Consider the following 21640-nt stretch of genomic DNA (forward strand, 5'->3'; position numbering starts at 1 on the left):
CTCAATTCTTGTTGATGTCAGTCATATCGATGATTCTGGTGACTGATTCTTGGATGAATTCGTGGTCATGGGTGATAACGATGACCACCGCGCCGCTCGCTGCAAGAGAGCGAAGCAGCGCAGAGATGGATTGCAGTTGGCGCCAGCCCACCCCAGAGGTAGGTTCATCGAAGATGTAGACCTCTGCTTGCTCGGCTTGGGCTGAAGCTATGGCTAAACGTTGCCGTTGCCCACCGGACAGAGACTGCGGATGCCGTTGGGCCATCTCTTCCAGATCGAGGCGATGGAGAATCTCGTTGACATCGACAGTGTCCTGCTTCTTCTTTGCCAGTCCGAGCGTGACCTCTTCTTCGGTGGTGGCAGCGAATAGCTGGCGGCCAACATCCTGCATCACCATGTACGCGCTGCGCCTCCGAGCTGCTGCTCCTACTCGTTTGCTGTTCAAACGGAGACTACCGCCGCGTTTGGGAGAAGCAAGACCACAAATGATCCTGGCGAGGGTGGTTTTGCCAACACCGTTGGGCCCGATTAAGGCGGTGACTTCGCCGCTGGGGAAAAATGCGTGGTCAATGTTTAGCACCTCATGCGTGCCATAAGAAAAACGGATGTTGCTTAACTCGAGTCCGCTCCGCTGGGGATCGGCGTTTTCGGGCATGGGCGGTACCGGCACGCTCGCGGGCAGGGGAACGTGGTGTAAGCTGCGCAGCCCCAATTGTTTGCGTTCGGGTTCGTCTAAGGCATAAAACTCCTGAGCGTGGAAACTCCGCGTTATTTTTCCCTGAGTCAAGTAAATAACTTGGTCAGCGATATCTTTTAAGAAAAAGAGACGGTGATCAGCGATAATGATCGTTGTGCCTAATTCCTTCAAGCGGTCTAGCACGCGTGCAAGAATATCGATGCTTTCCATGGAGAGATTGGACGTGGGTTCATCGAGAAGCACGAGACTGCCAGGGGACACAAGCGCGCATGCACATGCCACGGTTTGTAACTGGCCACCGGATAATTCTTTGAATCGCCGGCCCCGAAGATCGTTAATGCCTAGTAGCTCGACCGCTGATTGAATCCTCGACTCAATTTCTGCGGGATCCATACCAAGGTTTTCTAGCCCGAAGGCTAATTCTGCATTGACGCTTTCAGTGAAAAACTGCGTCCGTGGATTCTGGAATACTGAGGCGCTGAACTCGATGGCGCGGGAGAGCGGTTCCTGCGCAGGGTTAAAAGCCTGGTCATCCTTTATAATAGTGATGGTGCCTTGTAACTCTCCTGGATTGAAATGGGGGATGAGTCCGTTGATCAACTTGAGTACCGTGGACTTTCCCGATCCGGAATCACCGGTAATCAGTAGGCACTGTCCTGGAGAGACAGAAAAAGACACATCAGATACACCTTGAATGCCTGGCCGAGCGCCCAATGGATATGTAAAAGAAACGTTATGGGCGTTTACACTGGTTGCGACACTGCGTTCGTTCATAAGTGGACCTCCGTGGGAAGCCAGACAGAGGCAACAACGAGGCCCAACCCAGCTATTGCAGTTGCATCGACAAGCTTGAAGGAAAGATCAGCGGTGGTGGTTGGGCGTGTGGGTCCTCCCAATCCGCGGACAAGAGCAGAGGCAGCGAGCTCATCACCAGCGCGGACGACGGCGCCTAATAAGGGGATGATCAGCATCGCGGACGATTGTGTGGGCTGTGTGAACCAGCTTTTTACTCCGGGTTGGAGGCCACGAAGGATCATGGCATCGCGGATGGCTTTGGCTTCTGCCACGATGATCGGCAAAACGCGCAGGAATACCGCCGGTGGAATGGTGGCCCAGCCTGGTAAACGCAGGTCCCGCAGTGCTGAGGTCAACGTGGATGGTGTGAGAGTGAGCAAGCCGAATGCGCCGATGGACATGCTGATGACAAAACGGCTTAGCCACGAAAAAACTGCCGCCGAAAAAGCGAAAAATGTGGAGCCAGGAAGCTGTAAAAGGCCCCAATACCCTAGATAGGATAATGCAAAAGCGCACAGGCAAATAAGACCATAGTGTGGCTTTACTGTAGCTAGTGCGATGGAGCTGAAGGCGATAGAAATCAGCAGCGTCGGTAGGTGGCCGTGGCTGAGAGCTACCGCATTGATTACTAGAACAGAAAGCAGCACGGTCCGTGGATCGATCGAAGGTCGACGAAGCACGCCTTGTTTTCGCAGGCTCACAGGAGGCCAGCGCTTTCAAAGTGTTTGCGGCTGACGCGAACTCCGACCTTTCCTCCGATAAAGCCGACGATGAGCGCACAAATGGCCAGTACTCCAATGGTCCATGGCTGGAAGATATCCGACATAGCATCGGCGTATTCTTGGCCCATTTGGTCTGCGATATCGACGTAGTATGAGTCCGTATCCAGAATTAGCGGGATAAAAGGCAAAGAAACCCAGGCACAGAAGACGCCATAGGCAATAGGGAAGGACTTGGCAATCCCGAGGTGGCTTTTTGTGATAATCAAATCCGCGATAAACCCAAGAATTATGCTTCCCAGCAAGGTCCAGAAGTAGTGCCCGGTGAGCATGAATGCTAATCCGTTAATACCGCCGACAAGGGTGAAAGCGCCCATTTTGGGCGTGCGGGCAGCATAAAGCGCTAGCACGATTCCATTTGCGATTGCCGCGATGAACCAGCCAATGAACATGAATTGTGGTCCTGCGAATCCAACCATCCCGGTTACAAAAGTGATTACAAAGTAAAGTGCAGCAAAGATGCCAGCGTTGATGAGATCTCTGGTGTTTAAACGTGCCGTCGACCCACTGGATGAGCTTGTATTCCGTGCGGGCGTAGAGGACTGTTGGGTCATGGTAAACCTCGATTCACGAACAGTAGGGAAAGTAAGGCTTACCTAAAACGTATAATACTGTTTATAAGCTATTTCTAGCTCGATCTGAAGATTTACCCTTAATGGGGCGAATGCAGATAAGCGGTTCTTTTAGGGATCATAAAATAACTACTTATCGATATGAGGAAACTAAGGTTTACCGCCTCTGCATGCTTGGACCGAATGAAATCAGACAGCAAACGGATCGTTATCGGGATTGCTGTTGACGATGAGCTCAATATGGTTGGTCACTGAGAGTGCTGTTTCTTCACCGAAGAAGTGAGTAATGAAGGCCACCGCCATATCAATTCCTGCCGCCACACCGGATGATGTCCAGAGATTGCCGTCGTGGACCCATCGAGCTTGCTTTTTCCATTCAATTTTCTGGCCGTGCGTTCTAGCCCAGTCGAACGCGCTTTTATTGGTGGTAGCGCTGTGGTTTTCTAATAAGCCCGCGGCGGCGAGTAGCGCCGACCCAGTACAAACTGAGGTGATGATGTCTGCCGAGCTTGCAAGGGCAGCTAGCTGGCGGAGGAATTCTGGATCTTGAACAAGTGAGCGTGTACCGCGTCCTCCTGGCACAAGCAGAGTATCTCCAGAGAAGGATTCAAAACGCATTGTTGGAACTATTCGTACGCCTTGAGCGCTGCTTACCGGGCTGTCATGTTTTGACAGATAGTTGACTTCAAGGCCTGGTGTATTTGCGAGTACTTCTGCGGGGCCAAAAACATCGAGTAACTCGAACCCATCAAAAAGTACGATGCCAATGTTGTGCGGACGCGTCTGGCTCATGACTAAACCGTATCAAAACCGATTTTGACGACCTTAGTGTTTTGGTACGCGGGGTCAATAAGCAGAAGCGTGGAAAATCTACCCCTCTGATGCAGGTCAGAGGGGTACAAATTGGTGCCCCAGAGAAGATTCGAACTTCCGACACCGGCTTTAGGAGAGCCGTGCTCTATCCCCTGAGCTACTGGGGCGGGGGTGTTGCTTATGCAACTCGGATCATCATAGCAGTGGGGCGCGAGTGCGCCCCAAAAGGCTGCGTGCGCGGCCATTTGTATAGGTCCGGCCAGCAGCCTTAGCTATGAGGTTTAGGCTTGTGCCAGTTCTTCCTGCTTATTGCGCACGGAGGATGCGGGCGGGTTGGTCTCGTGGGTGCCGTCGGAGTACAAGACGGTGGGGATGATGCGGTTGCCGTCGTTGACGGACTTGATCCACTCGTTGATGTCATCGGCGTTATCGCCCTCTACGTCCACGAGCTCGTAGGGGGTTTCGGTGCGATCCAAGTTCTTGATGAGCTTGGCGCAAAATGGGCACCAGTCGGCGTAGAAGATGGTGACATCGGCGTTGGTTTCGGGTGCTTGTACAGTCATTATGCTGCGTCCTTTCTATCGTAAGTTAAAAAGCGGTACTTCATGGGTAGCTCGCTGGCCGGCTGCTCGGGAAGCTCTAAATGCCCCGTGTCAGAGGTGAGCCAGTCCGTGCTGTAGGCCAAGCCGAACGTATCGGGGATATCCGGGGCAAAGACGGCGTCCTCGCCATAGATATCGCCGATGTTTACGCCCATGAGAGTGGCCTCGATGCGGTCCACCTGGTCCAAGGCGGCGGTGTAGATTTGGCCGCCGCCGATGACCCAGGCATCGGCAAGCGCGGGCATCGTCCTGCCTACCGTAGCACCAGTTGACCACGTGCCGGGCGCGCGCGAGGAGAGCACGTAATTCTCCCGGCCGGGCAGGGGGCGGAACTTGGGGTTGAGGGACTCCCAGGTCTTGCGGCCCATGATGACCGGCGCGCCCATGGTGACGTCCTTGAAGTGCTTGAGGTCCTCCGGCACGTGCCAGGGCATCTGCGCGCCATCGCCGATGATGCCGTCCAGGGACTGCGCCCAGATCGCGCCGAGCATTAGACCGACACCTGCGCCTTGATGGCCGGGTGCGGGTCGTAGCCCTGCACCGCAAAATCGGCGAAGTCATAGGAGAAGAGGTCCTTCGCCTTGTTGAGTTTAAGCTGCGGGTACTCACGCGGCTCGCGGGAAAGCTGCTCCTGTACCTGCTCCACGTGGTTGTTGTAGATGTGGCAATCGCCGCCGGTCCAAATGAGATCGCCCACTTCAAGACCGGCCTGCTGGGCAAACATGTGGGTCAGCGCCGCATAGGAGGCGATATTGAAGGGAACGCCCAAAAACATATCCGCTGAGCGTTGGTAGACCTGCAGGGAGAGCTGGCCGTTAGCCACATAAAGCTGGAAAAGCAGGTGGCAGGGCATAAGCGCCATCTGGTCGAGCTCCGATACATTCCACGCGGAGACCAGGTTGCGGCGCGAGTCCGGGTTATTCTTTAGAGTATCGAGCGCCTGCTGAATTTGGTCAATGTGGCTGCCATCCGGGGTGGGCCAAGAGCGCCACTGCACGCCGTAGACCGGGCCCAAATCGCCATTCTCATCGGCCCACTCGTTCCAAATGCGCACGTTATTATCCTGCAGGAATTTCACATTGGAATCGCCACGTAGGAACCACAGCAGCTCGCCGATGATTCCGCGAAAGTAGACCTTCTTCGTGGTTAGCAGCGGGAAGGATTCCGCCAGGTTATAGCGCAGCTGCGCGCCGAAAATGGAGCGCGTGCCGGTGCCGGTGCGATCGCCTTTGGCCGTGCCTTCTTCGAGGACGCGGCGGAGGAGATTCTCATATGGGGTATTGATAGTGGCACTAGAGGCGGTGGACGTATCACTCATGGTGCCCCAGTGTAGAACGTTAGAAAGCCATGGGGATAGTCGGAAAATCTATTTCTTGTTGGTGCTGGTAGTGGGGCTGTCCGTGCGAAGGGTTTCGCGGATCGCTTGCTCGATCGGGGTAGCTTCCCACTGGACGCCAGCACCACTCAAGATGGAGGGACGCTCCCACAGATAGCGCATCTCCAAAAGACCACGAAGGTCGGAATTAAAGAGCCCGCCAAGCTTGAGCATCCACGGACGCAGCGTTATGGGCGAGTGCCGGCAGCCGGCGAGGTATGCGAACTCCGCTTGGGTAATTGCAGGGGCGCAGGGTACAGAAATGATGGGTGGCCTGGTGGGGTCAAGGATGGCATCGGCAAGCGCACGGCCAAAGTCCGGAAGGTAGGTAACCGAATGCGTGGTATGCGCGTTGAAGAGTGCGAGGGGAATGCGTTTGCCGATGATTAGTTGGTGATACACGCACCCCGGGCCAGAATCCGGGCCAAATAGATCAGCGGCCACTACCGATACGGTGCGGGCAGGTGAGGTGAGGCGAGTATTGATGAGCGCAGCGCGCACACCGGGTTTTCCTTGTGTGGATTTGGTTAAAGGGGTATCTGGTGAAACCGTTTCGTAGGCTGGATCGAATCCGTAGATGGATTCTGGGAATACTATGGGGATATCGCGTTCGGTGGCGACGCGGAGGGCTGTGTCCTCGGCGGGGATTAGGAGCGTGCGCCATGCCTCGGCGTTATAAGCGGCGTGGATGCAGTGGACAATGCCGTCGATGTCTGCGGGATAGGACTCTTTTTGGGTGGCATCGGCGGTGATGTGCTGTACGTGTGGGCCTAGGTCGAGTGTGGAACCGTGGCGGCTCATGATGATGCATTCATGGCCTCGGGCGGTGAGTTCGCGGGCACCCGCACGGCCAACGGGTCCAGCGCCAGTGATGAGGTATTTCATTATCCGGAGTCCTATTCATATTAGTGACTGGTGCTCTCTAAAAATATAAGGCGGGGCCACTGAAAGCAAGAGCAGTGCTCTCTTTTGTGGGTTGCTATAGTTTGCTCATGGCACAAACCCCACGCGAGCGCGCCCGAGAGCAGACGATGACCCGCATCATCGAGCTGGGGCGGCAGCAACTAGCTAGTGGTGGTGTAGAGGCGCTGAACCTACGGGCCATAGCCCGTGAACTAGGAATCGTTCCTTCTGGTATTTACCGCTACGTACCGGATAGGGCGAGCCTTATTACTCTCCTCATCGTTGATGCTTTTGACTCGCTTGATGGGGCAGTGGCGCGACGCGATGGTCCGAGTGCGCAACCGCGTGAGAGATTTATTGCTCTCTTTGATGCGATGCGGCAATGGGCCCTTGAATTTCCGCAACGGTGGGGGCTGATTTACGGCACCCCGATTGTGGGCTATCAAGCGCCAGCCGCCGAGACGATAGCAGCAGGTACCAAAGTTAGCCGCCGCCTCGCCACCTTGCTAGAACAGTCCACGGTCGCGTCGCTGGGGCAGCGATCGCGCCAACTGGATGCAGATATGGAGGCAGCCGCGAAAGACATGGGCTCCGAGCTCAGCGCGGACGCCATGGAAATGGCGCTGGAGGCCTGGGTGAGGATCATCGGGCTGATTAACGCCGAGGTTTTCGGCTACCTAGGGCGCGATACTCTGAGCGAGTTCGTCGAGTTCCATGCCCGGGCGGTAGCGCGGCTCGCTGATGAGTTGGGGCTCTAAAAGCCGCCATTCTCCTCGGCAAAGGCCGCGGCGTGCTCCAGAATCTCGTCTTTGAGCTCGGGGCGGCAGATGAGCAGATCGGGGATGAAGGTGTCCTCGTTATTGAAGGTGATGGGGCTGCCATCGAGACGGGAGCAGTGCAGGCCGGCTGCCAGGGCAACGCCTACTGGGGCGGCCTGATCCCATTCGTATTGGCCGCCGGCGTGAATATAACCGTCATAATCGCCCAGCAGCACGTGCATGGCCTTAGCACCGGCGGAGCCGACGCCCTCGGTTTCATAGCCCATCTTTTCCGCGATGTAGCCGGCCACCGTGGGCGGGCGGTTGCGGGAGATGACGAACTTCTTGGATAGCGGGCCGGCGACGGCGCGCACATCGGAGGACTTGAAGGTCACGCCGTAATCCGGCAGGCCCACCGCGGCGTGGACCGGGGTGCCGTCCTCAACGAGGGCGATGTGTACCGCCCAGTCCTGGCGGCCGGTGGCAAATTCCTTGGTGCCGTCAAGCGGGTCCACGATCCAGACGCGCTTCTTTTTTAGCCGGGCAAGGTCATCGGAGGCCTCTTCAGAAAGCACGCCATCGCCGGGCCGGTGCTGTTCTAATACGCGGGCGATCCATTCTTGGGCGGCGTCATCGCCGGCATCGCCAAGCGAAAGGCCCCGCAGCAGGCCACCATTGCGCACGCCCTTTAAAATCTCGCCGCAGCCTTGGGCGAGCGAATTGGTCAGGCGGGAATCAGAAATCTCGACGGTCATGGTGCCCACATTACAACGGGGACTAGAGTGTGGTCATGCCAGAAAACATCCTCGAGCGCTTTCGCCCCCAAGTGGCGCGGTGGTTCCAGGACGTTTTTGCCGCTCCCACCGCGGTACAAGCCCAGGCCTGGGACAAGATTTCCCGCGGGGATCACGCCCTAATGGTTGCCCCCACGGGTTCTGGTAAGACGCTCGCGGCGTTCTTATGGGCGCTGAATAACCTGGTGGAGCGCGAAGGACAACTGGCCCTGCCGGTAGGAAACGCCGCAGGCTCCGCCACCGGGGTGCGGGTGCTGTATATCTCGCCGCTCAAGGCGCTCGGCGTGGACGTGGAAAATAACCTGCGGGCGCCGCTGACCGGCATTGCGCACACCGCGGAAAAGCTGGGCCTGGAGACGCCGAATATTTCCGTGGGCGTGCGCTCGGGCGATACACCCTCGGCAGAGCGCTCCCGGCAGGTGCGCAAGCCACCGGATATCCTCATTACCACCCCGGAATCGGCATATTTGATGCTGACCTCAAAGGCGGCGGGGATTTTGAAAACCGTCGAGACCGTCATCATCGATGAAATCCACGCACTGGCCGGCACCAAGCGCGGCGCGCACCTCGCCCTGACGCTGGAGCGCCTGCAAGAAATTGCAGGCGACTTTCAGCGCATTGGGCTTTCTGCCACGGTGCGCCCGCTTTCGGCCGTCTCGGATTTTTTGAGCGGCAATCGCCCGGTGGAAATCGTGGCGCCTGAGGCCCACAAGAAGTGGGACCTGGACGTGCGCGTGCCGGTAGAGGATATGTCGGATCTTCCCACGCCGGAGGCGGGCTCGACCATTGGGGAGCTCACCGTTGATGATGCCATTGGCATTACCGGCGGGCCGGAAGGCAGCGGCGACGGCATGGAGGAATTCGGTGGGGAAGAAGACACCGCGTTGCCCACCGCGAACTCCATTTGGCCGTTTATTACCCAGGACCTCTATGCGGACATCATGGCGCATCGCTCCACGCTGGTCTTTGTCAATTCGCGGCGCAGCGCCGAGCGCCTGACCAGCCGCCTCAACGAGCTTTACGCGCAGGAATATGACCCGGATTCGCTTTCGCCCGAAACACGGCGCGATCCTGCCCAGTTGATGGCGCACTCGCACGTTGCGGGCAAGGCGCCGGCAGTCATCGCGCGGGCGCACCACGGCTCGGTGTCCAAGGACGAGCGCGCGATGACGGAAACGATGCTGAAGGAAGGCACGCTCAAGGCCGTGGTGGCCACGAGCTCGCTGGAGTTGGGCATCGACATGGGCGCGGTGGATTTGGTGGTACAGGTAGAATCGCCGCCCTCGGTGGCCTCGGGCCTGCAGCGCGTGGGCCGCGCCGGGCACCATGTGGGCGCGGTCTCGCACGGCGCGTTTTATCCCAAGCACCGCGCGGACCTAGTGCAATCCACGCTGACGGTGTCGCGCATGCGCGGCGGGATGATCGAGAAGATGCACACCCCGCGCAACCCGCTGGATGTGCTCGCGCAGCAGACCGTGGCGGCGGTCGCTGCAGCGGGCGAGGAGGGCTTAAGCGCGGATGACTGGTATGACATCGTCAAGCGCAGCCATCCCTACCGCGAGCTGGCCCGCGAGGTCTATGATTCCGTGATCGACCTGGTCAGCGGCGTGTACCCATCCACGGATTTTGCGGAGCTAAAACCCCGCGTGGTGTATGACCGCGTATCCGGCGTGATGACCCCGCGCCCAGGGGCGCAGCGCGTGGCCGTGACCAGCGGCGGCACCATCCCGGATAGGGGAATGTTTGGCGTCTTCCTCTATAGCGGTGGGGAGTCCGGGAAGGCCCCGCGCCGGGTGGGCGAGCTTGATGAGGAGATGGTCTACGAATCTCGCGTGGGCGATGTCTTTACCTTGGGCGCGACCAGCTGGCGCATCGAGGAGATCACCCGCGATCAGGTCCTAGTCACGCCCGCGCCGGGGCATACGGGCCGCCTGCCGTTTTGGAATGGCGATGGCGCCGGGCGCCCCTATGAGCTCGGCCAAGCTTTAGGCGAGTACCGCCGCGAGGTGAATACGGACCCGAGCATTATCGCGGATGCTGATGAGAATGCCCGCAGCAATATCTTGTCCTACCTGCGCGAACAGCAGGAGGCCACCGGCATTATTCCGGATGAAAAGACGCTCGTGCTCGAGCGCTTCAAGGATGAGTTGGGGGACTGGCGCGTGGTACTGCACACCCCCTTTGGCCGGCCGGTTAACTCCGCCTGGGCCTTGGCGGTAGGCGCGCGGGTGGGGGAGCGCACCGGCATGGACCCGCAGGCGGTGGCCGGCGATGATGGCATCGTGCTGCGCCTGCCAGAGGGCGAGGCCGATCCCGATGGCACGATTTTTGCCTTCGACGCCGACGATATTGCCGATGTCGTGGCCGAGCAGGTGGGCAATTCCGCGCTTTTTGCCTCCCGTTTCCGCGAGTGCGCGGCCCGCGCGCTGCTTTTGCCCCGCCGCAATCCCGGCAAGCGCGCCCCGCTGTGGCAGCAGCGCCAGCGCGCCGAGCAGCTCTTGGACGTCGCCCGCCAGTACCCGTCCTTTCCCATCATCTTGGAAACGGTGCGCGAGTGCGTGCAGGACGTCTACGATGTCCCGGCGTTGCAGGAGGTCATGCGCGATCTGGGCCACCGCCGCGTGCACATCGCGGAGGTCACCACGGAGCAGCCTTCGCCCTTTGCCTCCTCGCTGCTGTTTAATTACACCGGCGCCTTCATGTATGAGGGCGATTCCCCGCTGGCGGAAAAGCGGGCGGCGGCCCTCGCCCTTGACCCAGCGCTCTTGGCCAAGCTGCTGGGCACGGTGGAGCTGCGAGAGCTCTTGGATCCCGCGATCATCGACGAGGTCCATGCCCAGCTGCAGCGCACCGCACCCTCGCGCCGGGCGCGCACCACCGAAGAGGTCGCGGATCTACTCCGCGTGCTCGGCCCCATCCCGGTCGAGGAGCTGGGCGAGCATACCGACGTTCCCTTTACCGCCCTGGATAGCCTGGGCACGCGGATTATGCGGGTGCGCATCGGCGGGCGCGAGCACCTTGCCCAGTCCCAGGACGCCGCGCTGCTTCGCGATGCCCTCGGTGTTCCCATCCCTCCCGGCATCCCCGCCCAGGTCGCCACGCTTGCCGATGCCCTCCCACAGCTCATCAGCCGCTGGGCGCGCACCCGCGGCCCGTTCGTGCTCGCGGACTTAACCGCTGCCTTCGGAATTTCCGTCTCCGCTGCACACACCACCCTGACAGGCCTGGATTCGATCGTGGAGGGCCACTACCGGCAGGGAATAGAGGAGCAGGAGTACTGCGCCGCCGAGGTATTAAAGACCATTCGCTCGCGCTCGCTTGCGGCTGCGCGCGCGGATACCGAGCCGGTCTCCGGCGCCGCCTTCGCTCGCTTCCTCCCGGAATGGCACGGCATTGCGCCCGCAGGGAAGCGGCCGGCACTCCGCGGTGCCGATGGCGTATTTTCAGCTATCGAGCAGCTCGCCGGGGTGCGCCTGCCGGCTTCTGCCTGGGAATCCATCATTTTGCCCGCCCGCGTGGGGGATTATTCGCCCCGCATGCTAGATGAGCTAACCGCCAATGGCGAGGTGATGATCGTCGGCGCCGGAAAGGCCGGGGCAGCCGACCCGTGGGTGATGCTGCTGCCTACCGATTACGCCGCCCAGCTCGCCCCCGAAACCGATCCGGAGGGCGTAAGCATGCTGCAGCGCGCCATGTTAGGCGTGCTCGAGCGCGGCGGCGGCTTCCTCTTTTCCGATATCGCCACCGAGGTCCCCGGTACCGCCGAGGAGACTCGTGAGGCCCTCTGGGGGCTGGTGGAAATGGGCCTGGCCAGCCCGGATTCCTTCGCACCCATCCGCACGCGCTTATCGGCAGGCGGGCGAGGGGCCTCCCGCGCCGGCCGCGGTTCTACCGCCCACCGCTCCAAGCGGCGCCCCACGCGCTCGCGGCTGCGCATGGGTCGCACCTCGTTTGCCCAGACCCAAAACGCCAACGGAAGCGCTGGCCAGACCCCACCCGATATGTTCGGCCGCTGGTCGCTGGCGGTGCCCGCCGCCCAAGATGCCACCTCCCGGTCCGTGGCGCACGGCGAGGCCTGGTTGGATCGCTACGGTGTGGTCACCCGCGGTTCCGTGGTGGCCGAGGACGTCCTCGGCGGCTTCGCGCTGGCCTATAAGGTCCTGTCCGGCTTTGAGGAATCCGGCAAGGCCATGCGCGGCTATGTCATCGAAGATCTCGGCGCGGCGCAATTTTCCACCCCGGCCATTATCGATCGCCTCCGCGGCCTGGCGGATTCCCCCGACGTCACCGGCTGGCCGTCCGGCACCACCGATCCAGAGACTTTCGTGCTCGCCGCCGTGGACCCCGCCAACCCCTACGGCGCGGCGTTGCCTTGGCCGCAGCGCGATGGAGCCGATGGCAAGGCTACCGGCGGGCCGGCCCGCTCCGCCGGGGCACTGGTCGTGCTCTGCGATGGCCTCCCCATTGCCCACCTCACCCGCGGCGGAAAGACCTTGACCACGTTCATCGACGCCCTTCCCGACGGGATAGAGACCACCGACGTCTACGCCCGCCTCCTATCCGCGCTCACAGAACTCATCGCCGCCGGGCACATGTCGCCGCTGGTGATCGAGAAGTGCAATGGCAACCCCATCCATCACACCCCGGCGGCTAGCATCCTGCGCTCGCTGGGGGCCGGAATCACGCCGAAGGGCGTGCGCATTGCCGGGCAGGCTGCGCCGCCGCGCGTTCCGCGCCGCGGGGGGCGGGACGGCTCACCGGACAACTCAAGGGGTGACTCACGTGATGGCTCGAGCGGTGGCCTGCGCGGCGGCAGGCGCGCCTCCGAGGCCATCGAGGAGCTCAGCTTCGACGATCCGCCCCCGCCCCCGCCACCTCGCAACTCCGGTGGCTTCCGCCCGCGCGGCGGGTACCGTCGCTAGCGCCACCTGCCTGCAGGTGTATTTTGGTGGGGCCACAGTGTCTGAGGCCCACGGAAGGAGGCCAGCCCCCATGCCCGAAGGCGATTCCGTCCTACAACTTTCGCGCCGGCTGCAGTTTATGGCCGGGCGCGAGGTCACCGGCTGTTCCGTGCGCGTACCGCAGCACGCCACCGTTAACCTCATCGGCACCATCTGTGAGCGCGTGTGGCCGTATGGCAAACACCTCTTCATGCAATTCGACCAGACCATCGTGCACACCCACCTAAAAATGGAGGGCACTTGGGCCATCCACTACGCCGGCGACCGCTGGCGCAAGCCCGGCCATAGCGCGCGCATCGTGCTGCAGCTAGCCCATTCACCGCGCGATATTGAACTGGTGGGCCACTGGTTGGGCATTGTCGATATCTTCGACGCGGATCAATACTTTAGCCGCATCGCGCACCTTGGCCCGGATATCTTGGACCCCGACTGGGACCGCGAAGAGGCGGTGCGCCGCTTGCGCGCGCGACCCGAGCGCAGCATCGGCACGGCGCTATTAGACCAGAAGGTCGTGGCGGGCATTGGCAATGAATACCGCGCCGAAATCTGCTTTCTCGCCGGCGTTCACCCGGCCACCCCGGTGGCAGAAGTGGATGTGGAACAGGTATTGGACATCGGCAAGCGCATCATGTGGGCCAACCGGAACTCGCCCATCCGCGTGACCACCGGCGTGCGCCGGGCCGGGGAGACCACCTATGTCTTTGGGCGCAACCGCAAGCGCTGTCGGCGCTGCGGCACCATTATTCAGAAAGATTCCCTGGGCGGCGTTGACCGCGGCGGGGATGAGGGAGAATTAGAGCGCATCATCTGGTTCTGCCCGCACTGCCAGCCGCTCTAAGGTTCCTTTACGCTTTTCGCGCTAAGCTGGCGGGCATGCGATCACTACTAAATCTTGTATTTAATATCATCTGGTTACTCTCCGGCGGCATCGTTCTTGCGCTGGGTTACTTCCTCTTCGGCATCATCGCCTGCATCTTCATCGTGACGATTCCGGCGGGCGTGGCCTCGTTCCGCATGGGCCAGTTCGCCCTGTGGCCGTTCGGCCGCTCCGTGGTTGAACCCCGCAAGGGCACCGGCGGAATGTCTTCCATCTCCAATGTCATTTGGTTCGTCATTGCAGGCCTGTGGCTATCCATTGGCCACGTTGTTACCGCGGTCATCCAGGCGATTACCATCATCGGTATCCCTGTTGCCTGGGCCAACCTCAAGATGATTCCAGTGACCTGCTTCCCCTTTGGCCGCAAGGTTGTTAGCTCGAAGCACATCCCGGCCGGCTGGCAGCCCATGGTGAAGCTGTAAATTCACCTCGCCTGAAAGCGCCCGGCCCGAAGCGAAATGTTGCTTCGCGGCTGGGCGCTTTAGTGATCTGTGGTGCTTAGGCACGAACATGTCCAAAACAACCGCGTTTGTCTCTTTTTGAGGGCGATATTTTTAAGAACGCGGTTGTTTTGGACACTTTTACGTGCCCGGGGCGCCTGGGCACGGGCACGCTCGGGCCGGAACTAACGGTTGGCGCGGTACCAGCCGATGAGCTTATCGGTGGACTGGTCGCCGGAATCTACCTCTTGGCTGCCGGAGACGGCGGGGGCCAGGTCATTGGCCTGCTGCTTGCCCAGCTCCACGCCCCATTGGTCGAAGGAGTTGATATCCCAGATGATGCCCTGGGTAAAGACGATGTGCTCGTAGAGCGCAATGAGCGCGCCCAGGGTGGAGGGGGTAAGCTCCTCGGCCATAATCGTGGTGGTGGGCCGGTTGCCCGGCATCACCTTGTGCGGTACGAGGTCTTCGTCAACTCCCTCGGCGGCGATTTCTTCAGCCGTCTTGCCAAAGGCCAGCACCTTGGTTTGGGCGAAGAAATTGCCCATGAGCAAGTCATGCATCGAGCCGGTGCCGTCCGCGGTGGGGAAATCCTCCTTGGGGCGGGCAAAGCCGATGAAGTCCGCCGGGATGAGGCGGGTGCCCTGGTGCATGAGTTGGTAAAAGGCGTGCTGGCCGTTGGTACCCGGCTCGCCCCAGTAAATTTCGCCGGTGTTTCCAGTGGTGACCGCGGTGCCATCGCGGCGCACGGACTTGCCGTTAGATTCCATGGTCAGCTGTTGTAGGTAGGCCGGGAAGCGGCCGAGGTCCTGCGCATACGGCAAGACGGCGTGGGTTTGGGCGCCAAAGAAATTGGTGTACCAGATGCCCAGCAGGCCCATAAGAACGGGCACATTGCGCTCTAGCGGGGTGGTGCGGAAGTGCTCATCCATGGCGTGGAAACCTTCCAACAAGCGCATGAAGTCCATCGGGCCAATGGTGCACATCAAGGACAGGCCGATGGCGGAATCGAGGGAGTAGCGACCGCCCACCCAATCCCAGAACGGGAACATGTTGTCCGTATCGATGCCGAATTTCTCCACCTGCTCCGCATTGGTGGATACGGCCACGAAGTGCTTGGCTACGGCGGATTCATCGCCATCGAATTGATCGATGAGCCAGCGGCGGGCCGCGTGCGCATTGGTCAGGGTTTCTTGCGTAGTAAAGGACTTGGAGGAAACGATAAAAAGGGTGGAGCCGGCATCGAGCCCGTCCAAGGTGGCGGCCATATCGGAAGGATCCACGTTGGAGACGAACTCCGCGGAAATGCCGGCCACCTCATAGGAGCGCAGAGCCTCTGCGGCCATGGCGGGGCCGAGGTCAGAACCGCCAATGCCGATATTGACCACCTTTTTAATGGTGTGGCCGGTATGCCCCAACCAAGAGCCGGAGCGCAGGGCGGTGGCGAAATCGCGCATGCGGCCCAAGACCTCGTGGACATCGGCGGCGACATCTTGGCCATCGACGTGCAGGTCATCTTCTGCCGGCAGGCGCAGGGCGGTGTGCAGCACAGCGCGATTCTCGGTGTTATTGAGATGCTCGCCTGCAAACATGGCATCGCGGCGGCCTTCCACATCGGCGGCGCGGGCGACCTCGACTAGGTGCTGGAGGATGTCTTCATCGATGAGGTTTTTGGATAAATCCACGTGCAGGCCGGCGGCGTCGAAGGTGTAGTTCTCGGCGCGGTTCGCGTCTGTGGCGAAGAGATCGCGCAGGAGCATGTCCTGCTTATCTTCAAATACCTTGACCAGGTCTTTCCACTGGGGCGATGCGGTGATATCCATGGCAATTGGCCTTTCTGGCGATGAGCGCATTGGCAATGTGTACCCCTCCCACCGTAGTCGAGAATGAGTGCCAACGGCACCGCGAAGAGTGTGGCATTTAGAGGATGAGGGCGCCCGCCCAGCCGGCGATAAGAAGTGGAATATTGAAGTGGATAAAGGTGGGGATGACGGAGTCACGGATGTGATCGTGTTGGCCATCGGCGCCGAGGCCGGCGGTGGGGCCGAGGGTGGAATCGGAGGCGGGGGAGCCGGCATCGCCAAGCGCGCCTGCCGTACCGATGAGCGCTACCGTGGCCGCGGGGCTAAAGCCGAGCGAGGCGCACAGGGGAACGTAGATAACGGAGATGATGGGCAAGGTGGAAAAGGACGAGCCGATACCCATGGTGACCACCAGGCCGACTAAAAGCATGGCGCCTGCGGAGAGAAACTTATTGGTGCCAAAGAGGTTGGCGGTGGCATCGACAAGCGGGCCGACTTCCTCCGTCGCCGTCATGACGGAGGCAAAGCCCTGCGCGGTGATCATGATAAAGCCGATAAGCGCCATCATTTTCATGCCGTTGGTAAAAACGTCATCGGCGTGCTTCCAATCCACCGCGCCGGAAATGAGCAAGATACCCAGGCCGGTCAGGGCGCCGACGAGCAGGCCATCGGATTCGAAATCGAGCGTCTGCATGATGATTTGGACGGCGAAGGTGGCAATAATCGCCAGGATGGAGACCCAGATTTTATACATCGAGGGTGTTTCCTGGTGCTCTTTAGCGGCAATAGGCCGGTCCTCGTACTTGCGCGGGGCGCGGTAGCTGATAAAGATGGCGATGAGCAGGCCGGTGAGCATGCCCAGGGCGGGGATAGCCATGACCTGCATAATATTGATATTGGAGGTATTCAGACCCGCCTCCTCAATATTGAAGAGCAAAATATCGTTCAAATAGATGGACCCGAAGCCCACCGGAATGAACATGTAGGTGGTGATAAGGCCGAAGGTCAGGCACGTGGTGATAAGGCGTCGATCCAGCTTGAGCTTATTCATCACCGCCAATAGCGGTGGGACGAGCAGCGGGATGAAGGCAATGTGAACGGGGATGAGGTTCTGGCTCATCACGGCCATGGCGATAAGGCCAATAACGAGCATCCACTTGGTGGTGGCCGCGGCCTTGGGATCTAATTCGCCGGTGCCGCCGAGCTTGGCGATGAGAAAGCTGGCCAGGATCTGCGGTAGCCCGGCGGAGGCAACGCCCATCGCGAAGGCGCCCAAGAGGGCATAACTTAAGGCAATCTTGGCGCCGCCGCCGAGCCCGTCCTGGAAGGCGAGCATGGTGGCATCCAGGCCCATGCCGGATAGGAGGCCGCCGACGATTGCGCCGATGAAAAGCGCCACCACCACGTGCACGCGCAGGAGGGCGAGCGCGAGCATGACGATGACGGCGATGAGTACTGCATTCATGCCCCGAAAGCGTACTGCATAGTATGGGTGAGCTCGTAATTAATCCGAGGGCTTGAGTGGTGGATTTAGCCTAGGCGTCCGCGGCCCATGCGCAGTAGGGCAGAGGCGATGGTGGGGCCTTCCTCCCCAAGTTCCGCGCGAAACTCATTGAGGATGGCGATCTCGCGGGTGTGTACCAAGCGCGTGCCGCCGGAGCTCATGCGGGTGCGACCCACCGCGCGGGAGACCTCTGTACGGCGCTTGACCGCATCCAAGATGATCTGATCCAGGCGGTTGATTTCCTCGCGATACTGCTGGATTTCCGCATCAGATAGGGGATCATCCGTGCCAGTGGGCGTGCGGATATCCAAGCCATTGTCAACGATGGATTCATTATCTTCAGCGGTCATGGTCTCTTATTGTGCCACTTCGCCGTGCCAAGGTGCCACTCGGTTAGGTATTTAGAAAACGCTGTGTACGCCGCAAATACGGGCCATGTCCGGTGGGGCTAGTAGGTTGGTAGGCATTATGACGAATAACTCTCCATTTAGCCCTTCTTCCACCCCGCGCGAACCCGCATCTGGCACTACCTCCCGTGGCGGCTTTGCCCCTAGCCAGAATCCCTTTGGTAGCACGCCCAGGCCCGCGGAATCCGATCCTTTAACCCAAGGATTGAACCCGCAGCAATTAGAGGCGGTTACCCACACCGGCAGGCCCCTGCTGATCGTCGCCGGTGCGGGTTCCGGTAAGACCGCGGTGCTGACTCGCCGCATCGCGTACCTTATGCGCCATCGCGGGGTTAACCCGTGGGAAATCCTCGCCATTACCTTTACCAATAAGGCCGCCGCGGAGATGAAAGAGCGCGTGGGCTCTCTGGTAGGTCCGGTGGCCGAGCGCATGTGGGTGTCCACCTTCCACTCCATCTGCGTGCGCATCCTGCGCCAGAACGCGCAGCTTGTACCTGGACTAAATACCAACTTCACCATTTATGATGGCGACGATGCCCGCCGGCTTTTATCCATGATTGCCAAGGACATGCAGCTGGATCTGAAGAAATACACCCCGCGCGTGCTGGCGAACCAGATCTCCAACCATAAGAACGAGCTCGTGGGCCCGGCTGAGGCGGCAGAAAAGGCGCAGCAGACCAAGAATCCGTTTGAGACAACCGTGGCGGATGTCTACGTCGAGTACCAGCGCCGCCTGCGCGCGGCCAATGCGGTGGACTTTGATGACCTCATCGGGGAAGTAGTGCGCATTTTCACCGAGCACCGCCAGGTGGTGGAGTTTTATCGCCGCCGGTTTAAGCACGTGCTGATTGATGAGTACCAGGACACCAACCACGCCCAGTACGCGCTGGTTGCAGCGTTGGTGGGCAAGGGCGAGCTGGGCCCCGATGCCCCAGAGCTGTGCGTAGTGGGTGATTCCGATCAGTCCATTTACGCCTTCCGCGGCGCCACTATCCGCAATATCGAGGAATTCGAGCGCGATTACCCGCAGGCACACACCATTTTATTGGAGCAGAACTACCGCTCCACGCAGACCATTTTGAACGCGGCCAATGCCGTGATTGCGAAAAATGAGAACCGGCGGGAGAAAAACCTGTGGACCGCGCACGGCGATGGCGAATCCATCGTGGGGTATGTGGCGGATAATGAGCACGATGAAGCCCGCTTTATCGCCGCGGAGATTGATGCGCTGGCGGATAAGGGCCACAGCTACTCCGATATCGCCGTGATGTACCGGACCAATAATGCCTCCCGTGCGCTGGAGGATATCTTCATTCGTTCCGGCATTCCCTACAAGGTCGTTGGCGGAACGCGCTTTTACGAACGCCGCGAAATCCGCGATATGGTGGCCTACCTGCGCATTATGGATAACCCCGACGATACGGTGAGCCTGCGCCGCATCATCAACGTCCCCAAGCGCGCCATCGGCGATAAGGCCCAGGGCCAGATTGCCCTGCACGCGGAAAACCAGGGGATAAGCTTTGGCAAGGCGCTTGCCGATGTCCCCCGGGGCGACGTCCCCGGCCTCGGCACCCGCGCCGTTAATGCCGTTACCAAATTCAACGACATGATGGATGGAATCCGCGCACAAATCCCAGGCATGCGCGATGAGGTGACCGGCCAGCCCGATTTGGGCGAACTGCTCACCGCAATCCTGGATGCCACCGGTTATAAGGCGGAGCTAGAAAACTCCAATGATCCGCAGGACGGCGCGCGCCTCGATAACCTCAATGAGCTGGTGTCCGTAGCCCGCGAATTTACCTCGGAGGCTGCCAACCAGTTGGCCGCTGCTGGTGCGGATGCCGTCGAACCCAATGAGCTATTAGAAGAAGGCGAAGCCGCGCCGGGCTCGTTGCAAGCCTTTTTGGAGAAGGTCTCCCTAGTTGCGGATGCGGATCAGATTCCGGATTCTGAGACCGGGGTAGTGACCATGATGACCCTGCATACGGCCAAGGGCTTGGAGTTTCCCGTCGTCTTTGTCGCAGGCTGGGAGGACGGCCAATTCCCGCACATGCGCTCGCTGGGTAACCCGAAGGAATTAAGCGAAGAGCGCCGCCTGGCCTACGTGGGCATTACTCGCGCCCGCGAAAAGTTGTACCTCACGCGCGCCATCTTGCGCTCTGCGTGGGGCAATCCGGTAACCAATCCCGCCAGTCGCTTCCTCGCCGAGATCCCAGAGGATCTCATCGACTGGCGGCGAGAGGATTCTGATAGTGATCTCACCGGTTACTGGGGAGCCGATGACTATCAATATGGCCGGAGCTATCGCCGCGGTTCTAGCGGCGGCTATTCCGGCGGTGGGGGTGCTGGGTTTGGCCAGCGCGCTACGTCTTCCCCTTCGCAACGCACTCGCCAGCCTGCAGCTAATTCCATGCCGAAGAATAAGAACCTCAACCTTGCTGTAGGAGACCGCGTCAATCACGCGAAGTACGGGCTTGGAACCGTGATTGAAACGGCCGGTTCCGGCGCCCGCGCCACGGTGACCGTGGACTTCGGTTCCTCTGGCAAGGTGCGGCTCATGCTCATCGGCGGTGTGCCGATGGAAAAGCTCTAGACCGAAATCCCGCGCTCGTCGAACCAGCCCACTGGGTCAACGGCTGCGCCGCCGCCTGGGTGGATTTCGAAGTGCAGGTGCGGGCCGGTGGAGCGGCCCTCATTGCCGATGTCCGCGATGTGGTCGCCGGCAGAAACGTGGTCTCCCACATTGACGCGCAGCGAGTTGGCGGGCATGTGGCCGTAGACAGAGATGCTGCCATCGACGTGCTGGATGCGAATCCAGTTGCCAAAGCCTTGTGCTGGACCGGAGTTAATGACTGTGCCGTCCATGACGGAGTAGATCGGGGTTCCGACTGGGTTAGCGACGTCGATGCCGTTGTGCATCGCGCCCCAGCGCATACCGAAACCCGAGGTCAAGGTGCCGGAGGTGGGAAAGACCACCGTATTGCCAGCGGCGTCCTTGCCACGCTCAGGGGTCAGCCCGGAGCGGTCTCCCTCGGGAGCGAAGGCTTCCCGCAGGCCTGGAACGGAGGAGGGGTCCAAGACGATGTTGACTCCGCCGGATTCATTCTGGCTAAATTCCGGGACCGCATCGCCGTTGAGTACACCAACGGCGGTATTTGCGAGGCCGACGGCGGCGTCGATCACGCCTGCGTTATCAACGTTGGTGGCTTGCGGCTCAGAGGAGCCATTGGAAACGTCCACGCTGGCCACTGGATCAGCAGCAAAAGCGGAGGTGTCGGTAGCAAAAACGGTGCCAAGCGTGATGATGCTTAGCGCTACATTCCTGCGTGCGCGGTTCATGCGCTTCATAAGTTTAAGTCCTTTTCATGGCTGTGCATGGTCTCGAGGCGCGCAAACCTTGAAGGTTTCGCGTCTTTCAACTGCCCTGTGCGACACGCCGAGGGAATGGAAATACCCCATTTGGTGCTCGCTTGTGGCAACGAGTTAAAAGTTAGCCTGCCCATGGGTACCGCGCAATCTGGAAAAATGCTGGTAGAAACCACGATTATTCGAAAAGTTTCG

18 protein-coding genes and 1 tRNA gene are annotated in these 21640 nt (G+C 60.1%); 5 read left to right on the top strand and 14 right to left on the bottom strand.

Annotated elements, in window-relative coordinates; all coding sequences use genetic code 11:
- Position 1: 1 nt before the first annotated feature.
- The 9 genes from ABRP64_RS04565 to ABRP64_RS04605 all read right to left on the bottom strand — a co-directional run bounded on the left by ABRP64_RS04565 (position 2) and on the right by ABRP64_RS04605 (position 6518).
- A complete protein-coding gene (locus ABRP64_RS04565) occupies positions 2 to 1471 on the bottom strand; it encodes an ABC transporter ATP-binding protein (protein ID WP_349865606.1) in 1470 nt (489 codons plus the stop codon).
- Positions 1468 to 2193, bottom strand: a complete 726-nt coding sequence (locus ABRP64_RS04570; protein WP_349865608.1) for an energy-coupling factor transporter transmembrane component T family protein — start codon at positions 2191 to 2193, stop codon at positions 1468 to 1470. Before ABRP64_RS04570 ends, ABRP64_RS04565 begins: the two co-directional genes overlap by 4 nt.
- The gene (locus ABRP64_RS04575; protein WP_284785647.1) at positions 2190 to 2825 is read right to left on the bottom strand and encodes an MptD family putative ECF transporter S component; all 636 of its coding nucleotides are present in this window, start codon (positions 2823 to 2825) and stop codon (positions 2190 to 2192) included. The genes ABRP64_RS04570 and ABRP64_RS04575 overlap by 4 nt, the downstream gene beginning before the upstream one ends.
- 207 nt (positions 2826 to 3032) lie before the next feature.
- A complete protein-coding gene (locus tag ABRP64_RS04580; RefSeq protein WP_349865610.1) occupies positions 3033 to 3635 on the bottom strand; it encodes a DJ-1/PfpI family protein in 603 nt (200 codons plus the stop codon).
- 112 nt (positions 3636 to 3747) lie between these two features.
- Positions 3748 to 3823: transfer RNA gene (locus tag ABRP64_RS04585), tRNA-Arg, on the bottom strand.
- A gap of 114 nt (positions 3824 to 3937) precedes the next feature.
- Positions 3938 to 4219 carry a glutaredoxin domain-containing protein gene (locus ABRP64_RS04590; protein WP_005281926.1) on the bottom strand — a complete coding sequence of 94 codons (282 nt, stop codon included), beginning with the start codon at positions 4217 to 4219 and terminating at the stop codon, positions 3938 to 3940.
- On the bottom strand, positions 4219 to 4749 hold the full coding sequence (locus tag ABRP64_RS04595; protein ID WP_349865612.1) for a dihydrofolate reductase: 531 nt from the start codon (positions 4747 to 4749) through the stop codon (positions 4219 to 4221). Before ABRP64_RS04595 ends, ABRP64_RS04590 begins: the two co-directional genes overlap by 1 nt.
- Positions 4749 to 5576, bottom strand: coding sequence for a thymidylate synthase (locus ABRP64_RS04600; protein ID WP_349865614.1), 828 nt, complete (start codon positions 5574 to 5576; stop codon positions 4749 to 4751). Before ABRP64_RS04600 ends, ABRP64_RS04595 begins: the two co-directional genes overlap by 1 nt.
- Positions 5577 to 5624: 48 nt before the next feature.
- The gene (locus tag ABRP64_RS04605) at positions 5625 to 6518 is read right to left on the bottom strand and encodes a Rossmann-fold NAD(P)-binding domain-containing protein (protein WP_284785399.1); all 894 of its coding nucleotides are present in this window, start codon (positions 6516 to 6518) and stop codon (positions 5625 to 5627) included.
- Between the two features lie 107 nt (positions 6519 to 6625).
- Between ABRP64_RS04605 and ABRP64_RS04610 the strand changes: the two genes are divergently transcribed.
- A complete protein-coding gene (locus ABRP64_RS04610; protein WP_284785401.1) occupies positions 6626 to 7294 on the top strand; it encodes a TetR/AcrR family transcriptional regulator in 669 nt (222 codons plus the stop codon).
- Here ABRP64_RS04610 and ABRP64_RS04615 read toward each other — a convergent pair.
- The gene (locus ABRP64_RS04615) at positions 7291 to 8049 is read right to left on the bottom strand and encodes a 3'(2'),5'-bisphosphate nucleotidase CysQ (RefSeq protein ID WP_284770596.1); all 759 of its coding nucleotides are present in this window, start codon (positions 8047 to 8049) and stop codon (positions 7291 to 7293) included. The two genes, ABRP64_RS04610 and ABRP64_RS04615, sit on opposite strands and share 4 nt — an antisense overlap.
- Positions 8050 to 8084: 35 nt before the next feature.
- Here ABRP64_RS04615 and ABRP64_RS04620 point away from each other — a divergent pair, with 35 nt between their 5' ends.
- The 3 genes from ABRP64_RS04620 (at position 8085) to ABRP64_RS04630 (ending at position 14348) form a co-directional block, all read left to right on the top strand.
- On the top strand, positions 8085 to 13010 hold the full coding sequence (locus tag ABRP64_RS04620; RefSeq protein WP_349865617.1) for an Lhr family ATP-dependent helicase: 4926 nt from the start codon (positions 8085 to 8087) through the stop codon (positions 13008 to 13010).
- Between the two features lie 70 nt (positions 13011 to 13080).
- Positions 13081 to 13887 (top strand): DNA-formamidopyrimidine glycosylase family protein, encoded by an 807-nt coding sequence (locus tag ABRP64_RS04625; protein ID WP_284783429.1) that lies wholly within the window; start codon positions 13081 to 13083, stop codon positions 13885 to 13887.
- Positions 13888 to 13922: 35 nt separating this feature from the next.
- Complete coding sequence (locus ABRP64_RS04630; protein ID WP_349865618.1) at positions 13923 to 14348, top strand: YccF domain-containing protein; 426 nt, start codon at positions 13923 to 13925, stop codon at positions 14346 to 14348.
- Between the two features lie 203 nt (positions 14349 to 14551).
- On the opposite strand, the gene pgi is transcribed toward ABRP64_RS04630, so the two are convergent.
- The 3 genes from pgi to ABRP64_RS04645 all read right to left on the bottom strand — a co-directional run bounded on the left by pgi (position 14552) and on the right by ABRP64_RS04645 (position 18022).
- Positions 14552 to 16189 carry a glucose-6-phosphate isomerase gene (pgi, locus tag ABRP64_RS04635; protein WP_284783432.1) on the bottom strand — a complete coding sequence of 546 codons (1638 nt, stop codon included), beginning with the start codon at positions 16187 to 16189 and terminating at the stop codon, positions 14552 to 14554.
- Between the two features lie 97 nt (positions 16190 to 16286).
- Positions 16287 to 17633 carry a Na+/H+ antiporter family protein gene (locus ABRP64_RS04640; RefSeq protein WP_349865620.1) on the bottom strand — a complete coding sequence of 449 codons (1347 nt, stop codon included), beginning with the start codon at positions 17631 to 17633 and terminating at the stop codon, positions 16287 to 16289.
- A gap of 65 nt (positions 17634 to 17698) precedes the next feature.
- On the bottom strand, positions 17699 to 18022 hold the full coding sequence (locus tag ABRP64_RS04645; RefSeq protein ID WP_005279891.1) for a chorismate mutase: 324 nt from the start codon (positions 18020 to 18022) through the stop codon (positions 17699 to 17701).
- A gap of 118 nt (positions 18023 to 18140) precedes the next feature.
- Here ABRP64_RS04645 and pcrA point away from each other — a divergent pair, with 118 nt between their 5' ends.
- Complete coding sequence (pcrA, locus tag ABRP64_RS04650; RefSeq protein ID WP_284783438.1) at positions 18141 to 20672, top strand: DNA helicase PcrA; 2532 nt, start codon at positions 18141 to 18143, stop codon at positions 20670 to 20672.
- Here the strand turns inward: pcrA and ABRP64_RS04655 are convergent.
- Positions 20669 to 21427, bottom strand: coding sequence for a M23 family metallopeptidase (locus ABRP64_RS04655; protein ID WP_349865622.1), 759 nt, complete (start codon positions 21425 to 21427; stop codon positions 20669 to 20671). The two genes, pcrA and ABRP64_RS04655, sit on opposite strands and share 4 nt — an antisense overlap.
- Between the last annotated feature and the right edge of the window lie 213 nt (positions 21428 to 21640).

Origin of the sequence: Corynebacterium sp. KPL4015, from assembly GCF_040225725.1 — a bacterium.
In the GTDB taxonomy this organism is placed as follows: Bacteria; Actinomycetota; Actinomycetes; order Mycobacteriales; family Mycobacteriaceae; genus Corynebacterium; species Corynebacterium rhinophilum.